This window comes from Hymenobacter cellulosilyticus (assembly GCF_022919215.1).
GTDB classification, from domain to species: domain Bacteria; phylum Bacteroidota; class Bacteroidia; order Cytophagales; family Hymenobacteraceae; genus Hymenobacter; species Hymenobacter cellulosilyticus.
In genome coordinates this window covers 2,459,895-2,481,975 of sequence record NZ_CP095046.1, presented here as the reverse complement: position 1 = coordinate 2,481,975, position 22,081 = coordinate 2,459,895, and the positions used below count along the sequence as shown (strand labels likewise).

Below are 22,081 nucleotides of genomic sequence, written 5' to 3'. Positions count from 1 at the left end.
CGCTATGAAGAGCTTACCGGCTTTTCAGGCGCCCGGTTACGGCGTCGATACTGACGTTGATTTCGAAGCCCAGAATCAGGGTCATGCACACAAAGTCGAGCCACACCATAAAACCTACCAGCGTACCGATGGAGCCGTAGAAGTGATTGTAGCTGTCGAAAATCTTGACGTAGAGGATAAACAGGGAAGACACCAGAAAAATCAGCAGCGTGGCCACCACGGCTCCCGCCGAGAAAAACGGCCACTTGTCGTGAATCGGCGGCACGTAGTAGTACACCAGGCAGGTAGTGAGCAGAAACAGGCCGACCACGGAGCCATACTTCAGGATGGAAATCAGCTGGTTGGTAAACTGCTCCGGCACAATTTCGTGGAAAACCAGCGCATCAATGATGTAAGTGCCGAAGAAAATGCCCACAATGGCCAGCAGCAGCACTGCCGAAAGTACCACCGTGAGCAAGGTGGCAATGACGCGCTTACGCAGGTAGGTGCGGCGTTTAAACGATGGGTACTTCTTCTCAAACGCGTCGAGCAAGGCCATGATGCCGTTGGAGCTGAGTACCAGGGCGGCGGCGAAACCGAAGGACAGCAAGCCTCCGTGCGGAATGTTCACAATGTCCTCGATAGTACCCGACACGGCCACGTACATTTCCCGCGGGATAATGTCGCCCAAGAACTGCAGAATGTCCACGTTCAGGTTGGGCACCGGAATGTAGGGAATCAGCGTGAAGAGGAAGATAATGGTCGGAAACAGGGCCACCGTGAGATTGAAAGCCATGTAGCTGGCCCGCTTGCTGATGCTGTCGAGCTTGAGCTCCTGAATCATGCGGTCCACCACGTCGTAGACCGAGGCCCGGCCGTGGGAGATGTGCAGCTGCTTGAGCCACACGATAAACTTGCGGTAGGAACGCCGGCGGCGCACGTCGGGCAGGTGGTAGCGGCGAACGGGCAGGCGCATGGCCATCTTATTCGGTGGGTTTGGCAGGTTTATTCGGCACAAAGGCCGCCGCAGCCGGCGCTTCGGCGGGCAATTTCTGGGCAGCCGGGGTAATCGGGCCGGTCAGCTCATCGTCCGAGAAATACGGGGCCAGCTTGTTCTGGATTTCGGTCGGAATCGGAGCGGGCCGGCCGGTGGCCGTACTCACAAATACCATCAACGTGTGGCCCTCGGTAAGCAGTTCCTGAGCCTCATTGTAGATTTCGTACTCAAACAGCACCCGGGAGCCTTCCGCAGGCTGCTTGAGTAACAGGCGCACCGTAAGCAGATCGTCATAGCGGGCCGGGCGCCGGAACCGGGTGCGTATCTCCCCTACCGGCATGCCCACGCCATCGGCTTCCAGGTCCTTGTAGCGGATGCCTAGCTGCCGGAATGCCTCGGTGCGGGCCACTTCAAAGTACGCCGCATAATTACCATGATAGACGTAGCCCATCTGGTCGGTTTCGGCGTAACGCACGCGGATCTGGGTGTCGGAAGAGTACATCTTGGCTAGTGGTTGGCAGGGAGAAATGTATGAGAAGTGTCCTGATTCGGGTAATGACCTGTTTCTCTCATTACCCACATCAGGACATCAAACAATTTTACTTCATAATACCAGCCCGGCTCAGAGCGGCCTGGTAGCGGCGGGCGTTGACTAAGTGGCCGGCCTCGTTGGTAGCAAAGGCGTGGTAGCCGCTGAAGTCCTCCTTGGCGCAGAAATACAAATAGTTGTGCTCCTCGGGGTTCAGCACCGCGTCGATGCTGGCAATGCTGGGCAGGTTGATAGGGCCGGGCGGCAGACCAGCGTACTTGTAGGTATTATAGGGCGAGTCTTTTTGCAAATGCACGTTGAGCACGCGCTTAATGCCGAAGTCGCCGTTGGCGTACACCACCGTGGGGTCGGCCTGCAGCTTCATGTTGCGCTTGAGGCGGTTGAGGTACACGCCTGCCACCCGGGGCCGCTCATCGGCGTGCTGCTGCTGCTCGGCCTCCACGATGCTAGCCAGCGTACTAACTTCCTCCCGACTGAGGCCCAGCTTTTTGCGCTTAGCATCCCGGGCCGGCGTCCAGAACTTCTCGTACTCCTTCTTCATGCGCTGCATCAGGTTGTCGGCCGAGGAGTTCCAGTACAGCTCATAAGTGTTCGGGATAAACATGCCGATGATGCTGGTCGTGTCGAAGCCCAGGCTCTTGGTGTACGTCGGGCTGCTCAGCAGCGAGTCGAACTGCTGGGGGCGGGCATCAATGGCGGTGCTAAGCTTCTGGGCCAGGTCGTCGCGTAGCCGGATATTCTGGAACGTGAGCTTAAGCGGCGACTGGCGGCCGGCCCGCAGGTCCGAAATCAGCTCCCGGTTGGTGTAGCCGTCCTTGAGCTCATAGCGGCCGGGTTTTACCAGCTTTTCGTACTTCATCAGCCGGGCCACGAAGTGCAGCGACAATTTATCCACGATAGCCCCGCTCCGGTCAATGGAGTCGAGCACAGACTTGGCCGTCTGGCCGCGGCGCACCAGCACGTAGGTAGGCCGGCCCTTGGTTTCGACGTTGGGCGTGAAGAAAACCTGGTAGAAGTAGTAGAAAAACGTAATAAAGATGATGCCCAGCACCCCTACCGTATAGGCGAAGCGGTTGCGGCGGCGAAGCGCGTTGGCTCTGTGATCAATGCGGGGGGTGTGGTCATTGCAAGCAAAAGACGGGTCAGGAGACTACGAGAAAAGAACAGAGGCTACCCGGCAACCGCTTAAGGCTAGGGCAGCGTTTTCAGGTCAAAAGTACGCCATCTTAGCTGTTTCCTCATTCCCGGCTTTGGAACTAGCGGCCTGGACCTCCAGGAGCCGGCCGAGCCTTGCTCCCAAGCTCAACCGTTATGGATAACATAATGGTAACATTGGAGCAAAGCGCACAAAATTTGGGGGTTGGAGCCTATTCGCTTAGCTTTAGCATTCTACCTGCGTATACGGGTTTTTTGCGCGGTTTTCCTTTGCTTACCTTTCCTCCATAATCCCGTATAGGGCTTTTTGGATCGGCTTTTCACCAGTTTTCATCCTTTCACTTTTTCCACCTGACTATCGTGGCACTCTTTACTCCTTCCATCGCGCGTTTGCGCGCCCTGCCCGTAGCGGCCCTGCTGCTCAGCTTAACTTCTTTGTCGGCCCAGGCTCAAACGCCCATCAGCATCACCGGTGGCACGGCCGTTTACACCCAGAACTTTGATGGCATGGGCTCCACTGGTACTAACGGTACGTACCCAGCTGGTTGGGCTGGCCTACGTTATGCTGGTAATGGCACTGTGAATGACCCACTAACGCCCGTAGTACTGCTAAGCACTAGCATTTCTGGAGCCGTATATAGCTCCGGCGGGACTGGGGAGACAGACCGCGCCATTGGCTCCCTCGCTTCGGCCAGCACGGCCCCAGCTTATGGTGCTGTGTTCGTGAATAATAGCGGCGCCACTATCACTCGCCTAACGATGGCTGCCCGCGCAGAGCAGTGGCGCACGGGCAGCAACGCAACGGTGAATGAAACTGTCGTGTTTGAATATAGCCTCGACGCAACAAACCTCAACAACGGTACCACGGCTACCTGGAATCCCGTTACGACAATGGACCTAACCGAAATTGCCACAACGTCGACTACTGCGGGCCCGCTCGATGGCAATGCTGCTGCCAATAGCAAATCTATCAGCGGTGTTCTGACAGGCCTGAACTGGCCTGTCGGTGGCAACCTGTGGATTCGTTGGAGAGACCAGGACGACAACGCATCGGATGGACTGCTAGCTGTTGATAACTTCGCCCTGGCTACCGGCAACACGACGCTGGCTACCCAGAATATAGCTTTGGAAAGCGCACTGAGCGTGTTCCCCAACCCTGCTACCAACCGCCTGACCCTGCGTATGGGCAAAGAAGGCGTAGGTGCTTCGGTTGAAATCTACAATGCCTTGGGCCAGCGCGTACAGCAGGCCACGGCTACTAAGGAAGATTTGACCTTGGACGTTTCGGCCCTGCGTGCTGGCGTGTACACCATCCGCTTCACGACCAACGGTGGCACGGCTACCCGCTCGTTCCTAAAGCAATAAGGCTCGACAACTAGCCTTAGAGAAAACCCCGGCCGTCAGGTCGGGGCTTTTTTTGTGCCTTGTTGGCTACGCGTAAGTAACCCTACACACAAAAAGTGCGAAAGAGTGGTAGTTGTGTATCACAGCTAGTACCTTGTCTGCCCCCAACGCCACTGGCGTTTCAGTTTTTTTCCACTCTTCACCTACCCGCCATGGCTGCTACGTTGCTCCGTATTCACCCCGACAATCCACCCCAGAACCGTCTGTTGCAAGCGGTGGAAGTACTCCGAAACGGCGGCGTTATTATTTATCCCACCGATACTATTTACGGGCTGGGCTGCGACATTCACAATGCCAAGGCGGTGGAGAAGCTGTGCCGCATCAAGGGTATCCATCCCGATAAAGCCAACTTGTCCTTTATCTGCTCCGACCTTTCCCATATCACCGACTACGCCCACGGAATCACTACACCAGTGTATAAAGTGCTGAAAAAAGCGCTGCCCGGGCCCTTCACTTTCATTTTTGAGGCCAGCCCCAAGGCACCTAAATATGGCGGCGTTAAGCGCAAAACGGTGGGTATCCGGGTGCCCGACCACAACATCAGCCTGGGTTTGGTAAAAGAGCTCGGCAACCCGATTATCACGACCTCCATCCGCGACGACGACGAACTGCTGGAGTACACCACCGACCCGGACCTGATTTTCGAGAAGTACCGCTCCCTGGTAGATCTGGTTATTGATGGCGGCTTCGGCAACAACGTCGCTAGCACCGTAGTCGACTGTACCAACGAAGACTTCGACATCGTCCGCCAAGGAGCCGGCGACATCGAGCAATACCTCTAGACTTTTTCCCACAGAAGTATTATTCGTGTCCTTACGAGGCGGAGCTGAAGCCATCCGGCCTTTGCGCAGTACGAACCGACCTTTTACTAGAAAGCCCTTTCTCGTTGTCACGAGAAAGGGCTTTTCACTTTAATGCCGCAGGTTTCTTCCAATTAGAAGTTCAGTGCATCACAACGGCGCATTAAACAACCCGTTTGTGCTTCCAGCGGCGGTGGGTCCAGAGGTAATTGGCGGGAGCTGCCTGAATGTCACGCTCCAGATGGCGGGCAAAGGCCTCGGTTACTACGTAGCCATCCTTATCGAGTGGGGTGTTGCCGTCGTGCAGCGGCAAAATCACCAGCTCGTAATACCCGCGCTTTACCCGCTTGATGTTTACGTAGACCACCGGGCAGTTGAATTGGCTGGCCAGGCGGTCGGCGCTGCTGTAAAAGCTGGTTTCCTGGTTCAGAAACTGGGTCCAGTAGGGCCGGTCTTCAGGGCCGGCGGCCTGGTCGGTGAGCATGCTCATGGCCCGACCTTCGGTACGCCGCTTAATCAGGTCACGCAGGGTGTCGCGCATCGGAATCAGGTGGGCACCGCTGCGGGTACGCAGCCGAAACAGGAAGTCCTCGAAGAAAGCATTGCTCAGCGGCTTGTACACACCGTAGGCGCGGCCGGGAAACTCCAGAGCCCCGGAAGGCAGAATCCATTCCCAGTTGCCGGCGTGGGAGCCCAAAGCCAGCACGGTACGACCCTGCGCAAACGGACCTGACAACAATTCCGGATTCCGTATGACCACCCGCCGACGCAATTCAGCATCCGACATGGCCGCCAGCTTCAGAATCTCGACCATGACCTGGGAGAAGTGCCGGTAAAAGCCTTTCCGGATCTGTTGAATTTCTGCCTCTGACTTCTCCGGAAAGGAGTTGCGTAGGTTTTCTAGTACTACCCGCTTACGATACCCGATGACGTAGTGCATCAGCCCGTACAGGCCGTCGGCCAGCACGTGCAGCACCGACAAGGGCAGCCGGGCCAGGCCAATCAGAAGCCATTCCAGAGGTAAATAAGCGCGGGGTATTTGCGGGTAGTGGGTTCGGTCATCGGGGAGTTACCACGCCTACTGGGGCATATTCGGCCACGTTACGGTGGAGGCGGGCATTTTGAGTAAATAGAACTTTGTTTTTGGCGTCGCGGCCTTCTATAGTCAGGGTAAAGTCACCGGCGGGCAGCTTGCTCATATCCAGCTCGCCTACCACCGGGGTGCTTTGCCCCAACGCTCCCTTAACGGTAGCATTAGCCGTCAGCGCATCCTTGGTGGCTCCGGCCAGCCGCAGCCGATACCGTAGCTGCACGGCTTGCTCGGGCTTCACGTTATACAATTCACCATAGAAGAAAAGCCGGTCGGCACCGCGGCCGTATAGTCCGCCCGGGCCCGGTTCAGGCTGAATCCGCCGCGGACAAAGTTACTGGGCTCCGGCGATTTTGATGCGGGCCGGGCCAGCAGCACGATGTCACTTAAGCTCAGGCTTTTGCTGCCCGACTCAATTACCAGCGGCTGCTCTACCACGTTGTTCTGGCCCTTGCGGTATTGGTCGCGCACCTGCCCACGCAGGGTATACTTGCCGTCGGGCAGCAAAATCCGCTTCTGAAAGCTCACCGGATTCTTCAGGCTAACGGAAGTGTCGCTCAGTACCGGCGGCTTCAGCGTAATGGTTTCCTGATAAGCGGCCGAGCCATCTTCCCGGATAATCTCCAGCGTTACACTGGCGGCCGCCTGATATACTTTGGGAGCCCGGCGCTTGTAGGTCAGCGACTGGCCCGGTACCGTAGCATACATTTCCACTACGGCACCTTTCACCGCAATGTCATCATTTCGGAAGCGGGCCACGTCCAGCAGTAGTTGCGGCGGGGTAGCCGCCTGCACGGCACCAGAAATTAGAACGGCGAACAGCAAAAGCCAGGAGCGCATAGTGTCAGTTTGACGCATGGTAAGGTAGCTTAAAGCTCCGAAAGCAGTTTTGGTAAGGTAATGGTTCAGCAGAAAAGCTGATAAAAAGCTATTTAGATGAGGATTTACATTCAGTATTAGGCAAATACTATTGTTACCTGATTTTTAGCCGTTTGTTTCCACCTTTTCGCCGCCTTACGTCCGCTTCAGTGCCCATTCTCTTCGAGTCCCAGTATAACCCGCCCGCTCAGTTTTTTGCCGAGCTGGCCGGTCACGACGCCCTCTGGCTGGAGCGCCACGACAACTATCGCAAGCAAACCTACCGCAACCGCTGCCTGATTCTTACCAATCAGGGCGTTAAGCCCCTTACGGTGCCCGTAGTGGATGGCAACCGCAGCGAAAAGGTCCTGACCTCGGCCATTGAAATTGACTATCGGCAGAACTGGGTGCACCAGCACTGGCGCAGCCTGCAAACCGCGTATGGCGGTACTCCGTACTTTGAATACTACGCCGACTATCTGCACGACATTTACTTGCAGAAGCCAGCCCTGCTTTTCGAACTCAATCTAGCCTTTTTGCAGTTCTATCTGCGCTGCCTGCGGTTGCGCACTCCCGTGGAGTTCACCACCGCGTATCACCCCGAATACGTCCCTTCTCTCGTGCTCGACCGGCGCGATTGTCTGACACCAAAGGCCGCTGCTGACATAGAACCTGACAGGAAGTCGGTTCGCCCCTACTCGCAGACGTTTGGTAAAGATTTTGTACCGGGACTCAGCATCTTAGACCTGCTTTTTATGCAGGGTCCGGCCGCCGGCAGTTTTCTTGCGTAGTGCAATTACTGCCTCCGAACCTTCGCCCGTATTTACCTGTTTTCAGGTTACCTCGGCCCAACCCGCTCATCGTTCAGTAACCTTGGCTTGCGGGGCACCGTTTTTCTTCATTACTTATCTGCATGGAAGCTAAATTCTCAAATCGAGTCAAGGAGGTCATCTCCCTGAGCCGGGAAGAGGCCATCCGGCTCGGTCACGACTATATCGGTACCGAACACCTATTACTAGGCATGATTCGCGAAGGGGAAGGCACTGCTATCGGCTTGCTCAAGAAATTGGGCGTGTCGGTAGAAGAGCTGAAATACGCCCTTGAGCAAGCAACTCGTAATACGGCCACTCAGGGAACGAGCATTACCGGCTCGATTCCGCTGACGAAACAGACCGAGAAAGTTCTCAAGATCACCTACCTGGAGGCCAAAATCTTCAAGAGTGAAATCATCGGCACGGAACACCTGCTGCTTTCGATTTTGCGCGACGAAGACAATATTTCTTCCCAAATCCTGAGCAAATTCAACGTGAACTACGAAGCCGTTCGCGACTCGCTGGACTACCACGGCAACACTGCCCCACCGACCGCGCCCCCGACACTGACGACGACGATAACGACAAGCTCTTTGGTGGCAGCGCCGGCCGTGGTGGTGCCGGCAGCAGCGCCGCCCCGCGCAAGCAGGGTGAGAAGTCGCGTACGCCCGTTCTCGACAACTTTGGTCGTGACCTGACCAAGCTGGCCGAAGAAGATAAGCTCGACCCCATCGTGGGCCGCGAGAAGGAGATTGAGCGTGTAGCCCAGATCCTGTCGCGTCGCAAAAAGAACAACCCGATCCTGATCGGTGAGCCCGGCGTGGGTAAAACGGCCATCGCCGAAGGCCTCGCCCTGCGCATCATCCAGAAAAAGGTGTCGCGCGTGCTCTTCGGCAAGCGCGTAGTAACCCTCGACCTGGCTTCGCTGGTAGCTGGTACCAAGTACCGCGGTCAGTTTGAAGAGCGCATGAAAGCCGTGATGAACGAGCTGGAGAAGTCGCCCGACGTAATCCTGTTCATCGACGAGCTCCACACCATCGTGGGTGCCGGCGGTGCTTCCGGTTCGCTGGACGCTTCGAACATGTTCAAACCAGCCCTGGCCCGTGGCGAAATTCAATGCATCGGCGCCACCACGCTGGACGAGTACCGTCAGTATATCGAGAAAGATGGTGCCTTGGCCCGTCGTTTCCAGATGGTAATGGTAGATCCTACCACGCCGGAGGAGACCATCGAAATCCTGCACAACATCAAGGATAAGTATCAGGACCACCACCACGTAGTGTACACCGACAAAGCTATTGAGGCCTGCGTAAAGCTGTCGGACCGCTACATGAGTGACCGGTTCCTGCCCGACAAAGCCATTGACATTCTCGATGAGGCTGGTGCGCGCGTGCACATCAACAACATTGTGGTGCCCGAGGATATCCTGAAGCTTGAAGAAAGCATCGAGAATATCAAGACGGAGAAAAACCGCGTGGTGAAGTCGCAGAAATACGAAGAAGCCGCTCAGCTGCGCGACAAGGAGAAGAAGCTTCTCGAACAGCTCGACACTGCCAAGAAGAACTGGGAAGACGAGACCAAGAAGAAGCGTTACACGGTGAAAGAGGAAAACGTGGCCGAGGTAATCGCCATGATGACCGGTATTCCCGTGAGCCGCGTGGCCCAGAACGAAAGCCAGAAGCTGCTCAACATGGGCGAAGAGCTGCAAGGCAAAGTAATCGGCCAGGACAAAGCCATCAAGCAACTGGTGAAAGCCATTCAGCGCACCCGCGTGGGCTTGAAGGACCCCAAAAAGCCGATTGGTTCGTTCGTATTCCTCGGCCCGACCGGTGTTGGTAAGACGGAGCTGGCCAAAGTACTGGCTACCTACCTTTTCGACAAGGAAGACGCTCTAGTGCGCGTCGACATGAGCGAGTACATGGAGAAATTCAGCGTATCGCGCTTGGTAGGTGCACCTCCCGGCTACGTGGGTTACGAAGAAGGCGGTCAGCTGACGGAGAAAATTCGCCGCAAGCCGTACTCGGTAATCCTGCTCGACGAGATTGAAAAGGCTCACCCCGACGTGTACAACCTGCTCCTGCAGGTACTCGACGACGGTATCCTGACTGACGGCTTGGGTCGTAAGGTTGACTTCCGGAACACCATCATCATCATGACCTCGAACATCGGGGCACGTGACCTGGCGGACTTCGGTGCCGGTATCGGTTTCGGTACCAAAGCCCGGACGGAAAACCTGGACGAGATTACCAAAGGCACCATCACCAATGCCCTGCGGAAAACTTTCTCGCCCGAGTTCCTCAACCGTTTGGATGACGTTATTGTCTTCAACTCGCTCGAGAAAAAGGATATTCACCGCATCATCGACATTTCGCTGTCGAAGCTGCTCTCGCGCATTCAGACGCTTGGCTACAAAGTAGAGTTGACCGAAGCCGCCAAGGACTTCGTAGCTGACAAAGGCTATGATCCTAAGTACGGTGCCCGTCCGCTGAACCGGGCTATCCAGAAGTACATCGAAGACCCGATTGCTGAGGAAATTCTGAAAGCTGAAATTGCCCAGGGTGACGTTATTACCGCCGACTTCACGGAAGGCGCGGAAGAACTGACCTTCGCCGTGAGCAAGAGCGGAGAGCAAACCAACCTCGCCAGCGACGAGCGGCCCGAAGAGGCCCCAGAGTCACCGGACACCGAGAAAGGCAAGTAATCTGTCTTGAGTAAACAAAAAAGCCAGCTCTTCACGGGGCTGGCTTCTTTGTTTTATACCCTAAAGAGAATGAATCCTTTCGTAAAAAGCCGCCCGAATATGGTGCGGCTTTTTTTGCGCCCTTACGTTACCTTTGACCTTACTTCTCATCCCACCGATTTTCTCAATGTCCGATCCGCACGCTGAAGCCCAACTAAGCAAACTCGAAATTCTCGAACGCAAAAACCAGGAGGCCCTGCTCGGCGGCGGCCAGGCCCGCATCGACGCCCAACACGCCAAAGGCAAGCTCACTGCCCGGGAGCGGGTGGATTTGCTGATGGACGAGGGCTCCTTTGAAGAAATCGGCAAGTTTGTAATGCACCGCTCCAAGGACTTCGGCCTGGACAAGGAATATTACCTCGGCGATGGTGTCATTACGGGCTACGGCACGGTGAATGGACGCCTCGTCTACGTCTTCTCTCAAGATTTCACGGTGTTTGGCGGCTCGCTAAGCGAAACCCACGCCGAGAAAATCGTGAAGATTATGGACCTGGCCATGAAGAACGGCGCGCCCGTCATCGGCCTAAATGACTCGGGCGGGGCCCGGATTCAGGAAGGTGTGGTAAGCCTCGGCGGATACGCTGACATTTTCTACAAGAATACCCTGGCCTCGGGCGTGGTGCCGCAGCTGTCGGCAATCATGGGACCGTGCGCCGGGGGTGCGGTGTACTCCCCGCCATTACCGACTTTATCCTGATGGTGGAAAACACGAGCTACATGTTCGTGACGGGCCCCAACGTGGTGAAGACGGTAACCCACGAAAACGTGACCAGCGAAGAGCTGGGCGGCGCCAGCACCCACTCGGCCAAGAGCGGCGTGACGCACTTTAGCTGCGCCAACGAGGTAGCCTGCATCAATCAGCTCAAGGCTTTGCTGAGCTACATGCCCCAGAACTGCGAGGAAACGGCTCCTGCCCTAGCCTACGAGGCACAAGGCGACGAGTCGCGCCCGGCGCTGGACAACATCATTCCCGAAAACCCGAACCAGCCCTACGACATCCGGGAGGTTATTGACGGCATTATCGATTCGGATTCCTTTCTGGAAGTACACCAGAACTTCGCCGAGAACATTGTGGTGGGTTTTGCTCGTTTGGGTGGCCGCAGCATCGGCATCGTGGGCAACCAGCCGGCCGTTTTGGCAGGGGTTCTTGACATTAACGCCTCGACCAAGGCTGCCCGTTTTGTACGGTTCTGCGACTCGTTCAACATTCCGCTGCTGGTGCTCGAGGACGTACCCGGTTTCCTGCCCGGTACCGACCAGGAGTGGCGCGGCATCATTACCAACGGGGCCAAGCTGCTCTATGCTTTCTGCGAGGCGACCGTACCGCGCATTACCGTCATTACCCGCAAGGCCTATGGTGGGGCGTATGACGTAATGAATTCCAAGCACATCGGGGCTGACATGAACTACGCGTGGCCGACAGCCGAAATTGCGGTAATGGGTGCCAAGGGAGCCGCTGAAATCATCTTTAAGCGGGAAATTGCCACGGCTGCTGACCCCGAGGCCAAGCTACAGGAAAAGGTAGACGAGTACCAGCAGAAGTTTGCTACCCCGTACCGGGCAGCTCACCGCGGCTTTGTCGACGAAGTTATTTTGCCTTCGCAAACGCGGCAAAAGTTAATTCGGGCGTTTAAGATGCTGGAAAACAAGGTAGATGTGTTGCCACGTAAGAAACATGGCAACATTCCTCTCTAGATTAAACCAATTTTAACCTTAATATCGTACCTGCCCTGCCCGGTATAGCCTCGTGTCCTCCGGCAAGTGCGGTTTTATTTTCTCACCCGCTTAAAACGCGGTTTGCCTTCACTGCTTATGCGTCAAGAAAGCTTTGATTTCCTTCAGCGCTACCTGAATAACGCCTCTCCTACTGGTTTTGAGAAAGAAGGCCAGAAACTCTGGCTTGAATACATCAAGCCCTACATCGACGAGTACTTTGTGGATACCTACGGCACGGTGGTCGGGGTTATCAATCCGGAAGCCGAGTACAAAGTTGTTATTGAGGCCCACGCCGACGAAATCAGCTACTTCGTCAATTACATCACCAAGGAGGGATACATCTACCTGCGCCGCAACGGCGGCTCCGATGCCTTGGTGGCCCCGTCCAAGCGCGTGAATATCCACACGGACAAAGGCATGGTGAAAGCAATATTCGGCTGGCCTGCCATTCACGTGCGCAAAACCGACCAGGACAAAGCTCCAACCATCGAAACCATCTATCTGGACTGCGGCGCCTCCTCGCAGAAGGAAGTAGAGGAAATGGGCATTCACGTAGGCTCGGTTGTGACCTTCGAGGATGAGTTCATGGTAATGAATGACAAGTTCTACGTGGGCCGTGCCCTCGACAACCGTGTGGGTGGCTTCATGATTGCCGAAGTGGCCCGCATGCTGAAGGAAAACGGCAAGAACTTGCCCTTCGGCCTGTATATCGTGAATGCGGTGCAGGAGGAAATCGGGCTGCGCGGGGCTGAAATGGTGGCTCACCGCATTAACCCCAACGTGGCTATCATCACCGACGTGACTCACGATACTCAGTCGCCGATGTATGAGAAAAAGACGGCAGGCGACCTGCACTGCGGCAAAGGCCCGGTAATTACCTACGGACCGGCGGTGCAGAACAACCTGCGGGATTTGATTATCAAAACGGCCCAGGAAACCGAAATTCCGTTCCAGCGCGCAGCTGCTACCCGCGCCACCGGTACCGACACTGATGCATTTGCCTACTCCGGTGCCGGCGTGGCTTCGGCCCTGATTTCGCTGCCCCTGAAGTATATGCACACCACGGTAGAAACCGTGCACGCCGAAGACGTAGACAACGTGACCAAGCTCATCTACGAGACGCTATTGCGCATCGAAGACGGCCACGACTTCCGTTATTTCAGCTAGGCCTATCTTTGCCTCCGTGCTCTAAAACGCATGGCCGGCTTGCTTTCGGGCAACGCTGGCCATGCGTTTCTGTATCCTGTTTTCCCTCCCGATTTCTGCGCCATGAAAATTGCCGGCTTCACCATCGTTCGAAATGCGGTGCTCAACGACTACCCCGTAGTGGAAGCCATTGAGTCGATTCTGCCAGTGGTAGACGAAATGGTGGTCAGCATCGGCGACGGTGACGACGGCACCGAGGAGCTGATTCGCTCGATAAACTCATCCAAGCTGCGCATCGTGCACTCCGTTTGGGACCCAACCCTGCGCAAGGGCGGCGAGGTACTGGCCATTGAAACCAACAAGGCGTTCCAACAGATTTCGCCCGACGCCGATTGGGCCTTCTACATTCAGGCCGACGAAGTAGTGCCCGAGCAATACCACACCGCCATCCGGGCCGCTGCCGAGCGCCACGTAGCCGATAAACGGGTGGAAGGGCTGCTGTTCAAGTACCTGCACTTCTACGGCACCTTCGACTACGTGGGCGACTCCCGCCGCTGGTACGGCCACGAGGTGCGCATCATCCGCAACGACCCGACTATTACGTCCTACAAGGATGCCCAGGGCTTCCGGCGCAACGGTGAAAAGCTGCGCGTAAAGCCCGCCGACGGCTTCGTGTACCACTACGGCTGGGTGAAAAATCCGCAGCAGATGCTGCAGAAGATGAAGCACATCAACCAGTTCTGGCACGGCGACAAACCGGCCGAGGAGCAGCCCCTGGCCACGGCCCAGGTGTTCAACTTCGACGACTTCGACTCTTTGGAGAAATTTACCGGCACCCACCCCAGCGTAATGCAGCGCCGCATTGCCCGCCTCAACTGGCAGGTGGATATCGACGTGACCCAGAAGCGTTTTTCCCTGAAAAACAAAGTGCTGTACTGGATTGAGAAAACGACCGGTAAGCGCCTGTTTGAGTTTAAGAACTATCAGTTGCTATAACCCGCCGTGCCGCCCGTGGAGCTTCCTTTTGTCCAGCCGCCGCTTACCGTCACCGACCAGCTCAACCGGCGGGTGGCCGTGCCGTTTCCGCCCCAGCGCATCGTGTCCCTGGTTCCCTCCCAAACTGAGCTGCTTTTCGACCTGGGCCTGGGGAGCCGCATGGTGGGCGTTACCAAGTTTTGCATTCACCCGCCTGAGGCCCGGCAGCAGGCCACGGTCATTGGCGGCACCAAGAACTTTGATTTCGAAAAGATTGAGGCCCTGCAACCCGACCTAATTATCGGCAACAAGGAAGAAAACTACCAGGCTGGTATCGAGCAGCTGGCGCAGAAGTATCCGGTGTGGCTGAGCGACATCAGCAACTTGGACGAGGCCCTGGACATGATTCGCCGGGTGGGCCTGATTACGGGCCGTAAGTCGGCCGCCGACGCAATGGCCGATGAAATTGCCAGCTCATTTGCCACCCAGCTAGTTCCCGCCGCCCTTACTCCGGCCGCCTACTTTATCTGGCGCAAGCCCTATATGGTGGCCGCCAGCAGCACTTTTATTGACACCATGCTGCCGCGGGCCGGCTTTCGCAACGTGTTTGCCAACTTAAGTCGCTACCCCGAAATAACCGCCGAGCAGTTGGCGGCCGCGGCTCCGGCCGTCATTCTGCTTTCGTCGGAGCCCTACCCTTTCGCCGAAAAGCACGTGGCCGAGTTCCAGACTATCTGTCCCTCGGCCACGGTGCGGATTGTTGATGGGGAGCTGTTCAGCTGGCACGGCAGCCGGCTGCGGCACTCGGCCGAATATTTCGCCTCTTTGCGGGCGTAGGCTACGGCTGCGAGCTTACTTCAAAGCCTACTTTCTGCAACTCCGACCAGAACTGCGGGTACGACTTACGCACGACGGTGGGAGCCAGCACCGTGAGCGGGCCGCGCAAGGCCAGCGGGGCAAAGGCCATGGCCATGCGGTGGTCGTGGTAGGTTTCCACGGTCTGGCCTGCCACGTGAAACTCTGCTACCGGCACCCGGAACCGTTCGTCACCTTCATCGACCAAGGCACCGCCAAACTTGGCCAGCTCCGCCTGCAGAGCCGCAATTCGGTCGGTTTCCTTGATCCGCAGGCTTTCCAGACCGGTTAAAACCAGGGGCACCCCCAGAGCAGCAGCTACCACGGCCACGGTCTGAGCCAGGTCGGGGCAGTCGGTAAAGTCTTGCTCGACGCCGGCGCTTACGGGCTGCTGAGTTAGGGTAACACCGTTGTCGTTGAACTCGGTGGCTACGCCCAGCTGGGCCATGATACCCACAATGGCTTGGTCGCCCTGCCAGGAATGCTGCCGCAGCCCGGGCAACGTGATGCTGGAACCGGCCGGCCCCAGTGCCACCATGGCATACCAGTAGCTGGCCGCTGACCAGTCGGATTCAATGGTATAATCGGCACTGTGATACGCTTGGGGGCGCACCTCAATTACCTCGCCCAGGTCGCGGCACTGCCCACCAAAGTGCTGCATCAACGACTGCGTCATGCGGATGTAGGGCCGGGAGCCAACTTTGCCTATCAGGCGCAGACGCAGGCCAGCGGGCAGCTGGTTGCCCACCATCATCAGGGCCGAAATGTACTGGCTGCTGATGTCGCCGCGTACGCGCAGCTCGGTGGGTTCCTGCTCGTCAAGCTGCGGTTCCCAGCCCTGAAGTTGCAGCGGCGGGTAGCCATCCTGCTCGGTATAGTCGATGCGGGCCCCAAGTTGGCGCAACGCATCCACGAGTACGCCAATGGGCCGCTGCCGCATCCTGGCCGTGCCAGTGAGTAGCACTTGGCGCCCGGTTACGGCCAGGTAGGCCGTCAGAAAGCGCATCACGGTGCCCGCATCCTCGGCGTTCAGCGTATCGGCGCTCAGCGGCGTGGCCAGCAGGCGTTGCATAAGCTCGGTGTCGTTGGCGTCGGAGAGGTTCTCGAGCTGCCCGCCACCGGCCAGGGCCCGAATGATTAGCGCGCGGTTGCTTTCACTTTTGGAAGCCGGAAGCTGGGCACTGCCGCTGAGCGGCCGGCCGGCCCACCGCAGCTGCACGGAAGAGGAAGTATCGATGAGTGAAAAGAGTTTTAAACCAAAGAAAAGTAAGAAGCCGCAAACTTAGCCCACTACAGCCGATGATAATACCGGAGCGACTCGGCTATTTCTGCCAGCGTTACGGGCTGGTCGTACACGGCTTTACCGATGCCGTTGAGCAGGGTACAGTTAATCGTCGTACCGCTGTTTTTCTTGTCCTGCAGGGCCAGTTGGGCAATGGCATCTGTTTCCATGGTCACAAACTGTACTTTCTCAAAAACTGAGAACAGAAAGGTTTCAATCCGGTCCAGCTCGGTTTCGCTCAGCAAACCCTTTTGTACCGACAGCCAGCTTTCGCAGATCATGCCCGCCGCCACGGCTTCGCCGTGCAGAATCTCGCGGCCCGGCTGCAACAGCAGGTAGCTTTCCAGGGCGTGGCCCACGGTGTGGCCAAAGTTGAGCACCTTGCGCAGCCCCGACTCAAGCGGATCGGCCTCCACAATCTGCTGCTTGGTAGCCACCGAATCCCGAATGATAAGGCTCCAGTCTTCTACCAATACTCCCTCGTGGCGCTGGGTGTCAAAGGCCGGGGCATCGGCAATCAGCCAGTGCTTCACCACTTCCGCGTAGCCTGACTTGAGCTGCCGATTGTCCAGGGTTTGCAGAAACTGTGGGTCGATAAACACGCCGGCAGGCTCCTGAAACACGCCAATCTGGTTTTTGAAGCCCTGAAAATCAACCCCTGTTTTGCCGCCTACGCTGGCATCAACCTGGGCCAGCAAGGTAGTTGGCACCTGAACAAAGCGAATACCGCGCTTATAAGTGGCTGCGCAGAAACCACCCAGGTCGGTCACGACGCCACCGCCCAGATTGACCACCACCGCAAACCGGTCGGCTGATTTCTCGGTCAACTGGCTCCATACCGTTTCGCAGGTAGCTAGGGTTTTGTACTCTTCACCCGCCGGAATTTCGATTAGCGTGTGCGCGGGCAAATAAGGCTCCAGCACCGGGTAGCAGTGCCGGGCCGTGTTGCTGTCGACGACCACAAAGATCTGGCTTACTGCTCTTTGCCGTAGCATCTCAGCTAACCCAGGCAGGGCCTGCGGACCGATGGCAACCACGCTGTTCAAATTTTTCATCCTTAAACAAAAAATTAATCCGAGCAAACACACGGATTAAGCCTAAATAAAATTAATTTGGTGCAAATATTAGATTGTATTTGCATCAGACGAGAAAGGTAACAACAACTTTACTACCTGTATGAAAGCACGCTACGCTGCCTGGTTCTATACTGCTACCTTACTGATTGCAGGTTCAGCTTGCAGCCGGGACTCCGTACCCACCATGGAAGACCAGCTAGTGGGTCGCTGGGAGTGGGTACAGAGCGCCAGCCCGGCAGTAGCTACCCCAGCCAGCACGGGCCATACTGTGGAAGTAGAGTTTGACCGTCGGGGCCGGGCTCGGTTCTTTCAGGACGGGGCCATGATTGGAGCCGCGCGGTTTCGGCTTAAAGTGGTAGGTAACGGCTGGCGCAAAAGTCAGAACCTGATTATTTACCGGGGCTACCGCAGCCAGCAGTTTTATACCGTGACGGGTAACAAGCTCATTCTGCAGGATTCCGAAAACGGCAAGGGCGGCAACATCTATTATAAAGGCAAGCATGCCAACCGCTTTAACGAGGTAGCCGGTAAGCCCTAACCCGCTCTTTATTCCGGCCGCTGCAGGATCTGGGTTTGCTTGCGGATACTTTCCAGGTGAATCAGCTTGTAGAGCTCGGCCACGAATTTATCGTTGACGCGCAGCTTCTCGGCCCATTGCAGCCGGGACGTAAAAATCTCGTTCCAGCGGTCCAGTTGCAGAATCTTGACGTTGTTTTCCTTCTTGTACTCGGCCAACTCTTCGACCAGCGACATGCGCCGGGCCAGGGCTTCGATAATTTCCCGGTCGGCCACATCCATTTTCTGGCGCAACTCTTCGGCTTTGTTCAAGTAGTCGGCGTTGTCGCTGGAGCGGTAGCGGTACTTGAGTTCGGTCAGCATTTCGCCCAGCCGCTGGGGCGTTATCTGCTGCTCGGCGTCGCTCCAGGCGTGGTCCGGGTCGGGGTGAGTTTCAATCATCAGTCCGTCGTAATCCAGGTCCAGGGCCTTCTGAGCAATGGGCAGGAGCAGGTCGCGGCGGCCACCAATGTGGCTGGGGTCACAGATGAGCGGCAGGTGCGGAAAGCGGGTTTTTAGCTCGATGGCCAACTGCCAAGTAGGTGCGTTGCGGTAGCGCGAGGGCGCAAACGTGCTGAAGCCCCGGTGAATGGCGGCCAGCTGCGTGATACCAGCCCGCTCCAGCCGTTCCAGGGCGCCGGCCCAGAGCGCCACGTCGGGATTTACCGGATTTTTTACCATTACGGGCACATTTGTACCAGCCAATGCATCGGCTAACTCCTGCACGGCAAAAGGATTGACGGTAGTGCGGGCCCCAATCCAGAGTACCTCTACTCCGTAAGCCAGTGCATCTTCCACATGCCGCGGCGTGGCGACTTCCACTGTCACAGGCAGGCCCACTTCTTCTTTTACCCGGCGCAACCAGTGCAGCCCCCCTACTCCCACGCCCTCAAACGAACCCGGCCGGGTGCGCGGCTTCCAGATTCCGGCCCGGAACAGGTCGACTTTTCCCAGCGCTTTCAGGTCGCGGGCGGTGGTCAATACCTGGTCTTCCGTTTCGGCACTGCAGGGGCCAGCTATCAGGAGCGGCTGCTCTTTGGCGGTCAGTAGCCGGGTGAAAAAGGTTTCGGAGGTAATTGCGCTTTCCATAGATGGCGTAAAAGAGAATAAGATGCGGAACCACTCCGCGGGGGCTTACCGGAGCAGTACCCGAAAAAGGCTGGACACTGTGGTAACTCTGCGGCCCGAAACGATGTTTAACGGCTATCTTCGCCCCGCCAAACGGCCTCTCCCATTAGCCCGCCCAAAGCTAGCCACCCGCATGCCAGTAACCCAATCTCCGCCCATTTCCTTTACCGACACGGCTGTTGCCTTTGCCTCCAAGTCGGACCTCGAACTGCGCAAAATGTACGCCCGGTTCGCCGCCATGAACAACAACACCTTGGTAAAAACCGGGGGCGGCCTGATGAAAACGGCCTTGAAATGGCATCTGCCGGTTAAGTTTCTGATCAAGAAAACCATCTTCGAGCAGTTCTGCGGCGGCGAAACCATCCGCGAGTGTTTGCCCGTCATAGAAGAGCTTGGTCGCTATAACATCGGTACCATTCTCGACTATTCGGTGGAAGGCGAAGGCAACGATAAAAGCTTCGACCACACCCGCGACGAAATTCTGGCCACCATTGACCTGGCCCACCGCTCTACTCACATCCCTTTCTCAGTTTTTAAAGTAACCGGCGTGGCCGATAGCGGCTTGCTGGAAAAGGTTCAGAGCGGTAAGTCGCTCACGGCGGCTGAGCAAAAAAGCTACGACTTGGCTAAAGCCCGGGTAGACGCCATCTGTGCCCGGGCTCATCAATATGGTGTGCGCGTGTTCGTGGATGCCGAGGAAAGCTGGTTTCAGGATACCATCGACACGCTGGCCTACGAAATGATGGCCAAGTACAACCGCGAGTCGGCCATCGTCTGGAACACTTACCAGCTGTACCGCCACGACCGGCTCGAGGCTATTCAGCAAGCCTACACGGCAGCTGTGCAGGGCAACTACTACTTGGGCGGCAAGCTGGTACGGGGCGCTTACATGGAAAAGGAAGGCCGCGTAGCTACCCAGCGGGGCTATCAGAATCCCATCAACCCGACCAAGGAAGCCACCGATCAGCTCTACGACGAAGCTCTGCGCTATTGCGTCACCCACGCCGACCGGATTAGCATCTGTGCTGGTACTCATAACGAAGCCAGTTCCCTGCTGCTAACTGAGCTTATGCACGAGGCTGGCTTGCGCCCCGGCGACCCGCGCATCTGGTTTGCCCAGCTCTACGGCATGAGCGACAACCTTACCTACAACCTAGCCAATGCGGGGTATAACACGGCTAAATATGTGCCTTACGGCCCGGTTGAGTCGGTAATGCCTTATCTACTGCGGCGCGCCGATGAGAATACGGCCATTGCGGGCCAGAGCAGCCGGGAGTTCCTCTTAATTCAAAAAGAAATAGCCCGCCGAAAGGCTCAAAAATAGGATTTTCCCTCCCCGGCACAATTTTGGCTTGCGGCGGCCCACCACCCAGAAACGTTAATTCTGGGTTGTGGGCCTTTTTTGTTACTTTCAGCACCCATTACGCTCCCTACCCAAATGATCGGCCGAGTTCGCAGCCATTTAATCCGTTTTGCCCGCCACCAGGTGGGCACCACCAGCTACCTCAATCTGGTACAGGAAGCCGAGCTAGGCTTCAACCTGGAAATCTCCCACGAGAAAGCCCGTTTGAACGAGCTGCTGGCCGAAATCTCGGAAAATGAATATCAAGCTGGGCGCCCGGTACTGAGCTGCTTGGTAAAAGTGGAGGGCTCCAAAGGGCAGGGCGACAACTTCTACAAGCTCTGCGAAAGACTCGGTATGGGCGAGTGGCGCACCCTGAAGCAGGATCCAGACTTTCTTAAAACCATGCGGCGGGAATGCCGTGCCTTCTGGGCAGACCCGGCTAATTACGAGCAGTTCGCTTAATAATAGCTGCTATAAGGTGTTAGGGTGAAGTTTAATTGAAAAAATGAGGCTGGGTACTTGACTGGTAACAGTTTTTTTGTAACCCCTCGTGGAATGCTCACGTTAAGATCCCCGAAGCTGAAGCACATACTACTTCCCAGTAGCATTTCTTCAACTAGATCTTAACTATTCCTTTCCTCACTCAACTCCTTCATCCGATGAACACCAACGATTCGAACAACCCGCAGAACACCGGTACTGGCTCAGGCGCTAACTATGGTACTTCTAACACTGGTACCGGTTTTGGCAACAGCTCGAGCAACGAAGGCACGAGCTACAACGCTGGCACGGGTGCCTCTTCCTCCAACGTTGGCGGTGATGACTATAGCGCAACGGCTAAAGGTGCTGCCATTGCAGGCACTCCTGGTGCCGTAGTAGGCCGTGGTATTGATGCAGTACAAAATGCTGGCGACGAAGCAGCTCACGCTGTAACCGGCCAGCCTTACCAGAATACTTCGGGCCCCAGCATGCTGACCAGCTCGTTCCGTGACCGTGACAGCGCCGAGCGTGCTTACCAGTCTCTCTCGTCGCGTGGCTACGGCAAAGACGACGTGAACGTGCTGATGTCGGACGAAACCCGTAAAACGCACTTCGGTGACAACACGGCCCACACCGACCTCGGTGACAAAGCTATGGAAGGTGCCGGCGTAGGCTCGGCCATCGGTGGCACGGCTGGTGCTATCATTGGTGCCATTGCTGCTATCGGTACTTCGGTAGCTCTGCCCGGCCTGGGCCTCGTAATTGCTGGTCCTATCGCCGCCGCTCTGGCTGGTGCTGGTGCCGGTGGTCTGACGGGTGGCCTGGTAGGCGCTCTGGTAGGCTCGGGCATTCCCGAAGAGCATGCCGCTGAGTACGAAAGCGACATCAAGAACGGTGGCATTGTAATGGGTGTAAAACCCCGCAACGCTGAAGATGCTCAGTACTTCGAAGACGAATTCCGTCGCAGCAACGGCGACCGTGTACGTCGCTACTAAGCTTCTGAATAAGCCATAAAGCTTCTTGTTAGAAAAGGCCTCCTACCTTGTGTAGGAGGCCTTTTTATTTTGCCTTTCCGCCAACTTTTTCTTGCTATGCCTTCGTATATCCTTTTAAGAATATGAAAGTGGTTGACTTAGCC

At 56.5% G+C, this 22,081-nt stretch carries 19 protein-coding genes and 2 pseudogenes; 12 read left to right on the top strand and 9 right to left on the bottom strand.

Annotated features, from left to right (window positions below; genetic code table 11):
* Positions 1-13: 13 nt before the first annotated feature.
* From MUN79_RS12090 to mltG, 3 genes are all read right to left on the bottom strand, one after another.
* On the bottom strand, positions 14-955 hold the full coding sequence (locus tag MUN79_RS12090) for a YihY/virulence factor BrkB family protein (RefSeq protein ID WP_244677881.1): 942 nt from the start codon (positions 953-955) through the stop codon (positions 14-16).
* Positions 956-962: 7 nt separating this feature from the next.
* Complete coding sequence (locus MUN79_RS12085) at positions 963-1,478, bottom strand: acyl-CoA thioesterase (RefSeq protein ID WP_244677880.1); 516 nt, start codon at positions 1,476-1,478, stop codon at positions 963-965.
* A gap of 97 nt (positions 1,479-1,575) precedes the next feature.
* Positions 1,576-2,577 carry an endolytic transglycosylase MltG gene (gene mltG / locus MUN79_RS12080; protein ID WP_244677879.1) on the bottom strand — a complete coding sequence of 334 codons (1,002 nt, stop codon included), beginning with the start codon at positions 2,575-2,577 and terminating at the stop codon, positions 1,576-1,578.
* A 464-nt stretch (positions 2,578-3,041) separates the two neighbouring features.
* On the opposite strand from mltG, the gene MUN79_RS12075 reads away from it, so the two are divergent.
* Together MUN79_RS12075 and MUN79_RS12070 are read left to right on the top strand one after the other, a co-directional pair.
* On the top strand, positions 3,042-4,046 hold the full coding sequence (locus tag MUN79_RS12075) for a T9SS type A sorting domain-containing protein (RefSeq protein WP_244677878.1): 1,005 nt from the start codon (positions 3,042-3,044) through the stop codon (positions 4,044-4,046).
* A 191-nt stretch (positions 4,047-4,237) separates the two neighbouring features.
* A complete protein-coding gene (locus MUN79_RS12070) occupies positions 4,238-4,867 on the top strand; it encodes an L-threonylcarbamoyladenylate synthase (RefSeq protein WP_244677877.1) in 630 nt (209 codons plus the stop codon).
* Positions 4,868-5,048: 181 nt separating this feature from the next.
* Here MUN79_RS12070 and MUN79_RS12065 read toward each other — a convergent pair whose 3' ends face one another.
* The 3 genes from MUN79_RS12065 to MUN79_RS12055 all read right to left on the bottom strand — a co-directional run bounded on the left by MUN79_RS12065 (position 5,049) and on the right by MUN79_RS12055 (position 6,815).
* Entirely contained in the window at positions 5,049-5,882 is an 834-nt protein-coding gene (locus MUN79_RS12065; RefSeq protein ID WP_262923060.1) for a lysophospholipid acyltransferase family protein, read from the bottom strand.
* A 61-nt stretch (positions 5,883-5,943) separates the two neighbouring features.
* Entirely contained in the window at positions 5,944-6,216 is a 273-nt protein-coding gene (locus MUN79_RS12060; protein ID WP_244677876.1) for a hypothetical protein, read from the bottom strand.
* Positions 6,213-6,815, bottom strand: coding sequence for a hypothetical protein (locus MUN79_RS12055; protein ID WP_244677875.1), 603 nt, complete (start codon positions 6,813-6,815; stop codon positions 6,213-6,215). Before MUN79_RS12055 ends, MUN79_RS12060 begins: the two co-directional genes overlap by 4 nt.
* Positions 6,816-7,003: 188 nt before the next feature.
* Between MUN79_RS12055 and MUN79_RS12050 the strand changes: the two genes are divergently transcribed.
* From MUN79_RS12050 to MUN79_RS12025, 6 genes and pseudogenes are all read left to right on the top strand, one after another.
* Positions 7,004-7,624, top strand: coding sequence for a WbqC family protein (locus MUN79_RS12050; RefSeq protein ID WP_244677874.1), 621 nt, complete (start codon positions 7,004-7,006; stop codon positions 7,622-7,624).
* Positions 7,625-7,746: 122 nt separating this feature from the next.
* Positions 7,747-10,346: pseudogene (locus MUN79_RS12045) on the top strand (ATP-dependent Clp protease ATP-binding subunit).
* Between the two features lie 166 nt (positions 10,347-10,512).
* Positions 10,513-12,080: pseudogene (locus MUN79_RS12040) on the top strand (acyl-CoA carboxylase subunit beta).
* A gap of 117 nt (positions 12,081-12,197) precedes the next feature.
* Positions 12,198-13,268 (top strand): M42 family metallopeptidase, encoded by a 1,071-nt coding sequence (locus MUN79_RS12035; protein ID WP_244677873.1) that lies wholly within the window; start codon positions 12,198-12,200, stop codon positions 13,266-13,268.
* Between the two features lie 30 nt (positions 13,269-13,298).
* Positions 13,299-14,243, top strand: coding sequence for a glycosyltransferase family protein (locus MUN79_RS12030; protein WP_311136725.1), 945 nt, complete (start codon positions 13,299-13,301; stop codon positions 14,241-14,243).
* A gap of 15 nt (positions 14,244-14,258) precedes the next feature.
* A complete protein-coding gene (locus MUN79_RS12025; protein ID WP_244677872.1) occupies positions 14,259-15,059 on the top strand; it encodes an ABC transporter substrate-binding protein in 801 nt (266 codons plus the stop codon).
* A gap of 1 nt (position 15,060) precedes the next feature.
* Here MUN79_RS12025 and MUN79_RS12020 read toward each other — a convergent pair whose 3' ends face one another.
* Complete coding sequence (locus MUN79_RS12020) at positions 15,061-16,296, bottom strand: 3-phosphoshikimate 1-carboxyvinyltransferase (protein ID WP_244677871.1); 1,236 nt, start codon at positions 16,294-16,296, stop codon at positions 15,061-15,063.
* Positions 16,297-16,367: 71 nt separating this feature from the next.
* Complete coding sequence (gene aroB, locus MUN79_RS12015; RefSeq protein ID WP_244677870.1) at positions 16,368-17,414, bottom strand: 3-dehydroquinate synthase; 1,047 nt, start codon at positions 17,412-17,414, stop codon at positions 16,368-16,370.
* Between the two features lie 121 nt (positions 17,415-17,535).
* On the opposite strand from aroB, the gene MUN79_RS12010 reads away from it, so the two are divergent.
* Positions 17,536-17,973: a hypothetical protein gene (locus MUN79_RS12010; protein WP_244677869.1), complete on the top strand. Its 438-nt coding sequence runs from the start codon at positions 17,536-17,538 to the stop codon at positions 17,971-17,973.
* An 8-nt stretch (positions 17,974-17,981) separates the two neighbouring features.
* Here MUN79_RS12010 and MUN79_RS12005 read toward each other — a convergent pair whose 3' ends face one another.
* Positions 17,982-19,079 carry a bifunctional 3-deoxy-7-phosphoheptulonate synthase/chorismate mutase type II gene (locus tag MUN79_RS12005; RefSeq protein WP_244677868.1) on the bottom strand — a complete coding sequence of 366 codons (1,098 nt, stop codon included), beginning with the start codon at positions 19,077-19,079 and terminating at the stop codon, positions 17,982-17,984.
* Positions 19,080-19,251: 172 nt separating this feature from the next.
* On the opposite strand from MUN79_RS12005, the gene MUN79_RS12000 reads away from it, so the two are divergent.
* The 3 genes from MUN79_RS12000 (at position 19,252) to MUN79_RS30930 (ending at position 21,938) form a co-directional block, all read left to right on the top strand.
* Entirely contained in the window at positions 19,252-20,442 is a 1,191-nt protein-coding gene (locus MUN79_RS12000) for a proline dehydrogenase family protein (RefSeq protein WP_244677867.1), read from the top strand.
* A gap of 114 nt (positions 20,443-20,556) precedes the next feature.
* Positions 20,557-20,925, top strand: a complete 369-nt coding sequence (locus tag MUN79_RS11995; RefSeq protein WP_244677866.1) for a hypothetical protein — start codon at positions 20,557-20,559, stop codon at positions 20,923-20,925.
* Between the two features lie 197 nt (positions 20,926-21,122).
* On the top strand, positions 21,123-21,938 hold the full coding sequence (locus MUN79_RS30930) for a hypothetical protein (protein WP_311136724.1): 816 nt from the start codon (positions 21,123-21,125) through the stop codon (positions 21,936-21,938).
* Positions 21,939-22,081 lie beyond the last annotated feature (143 nt).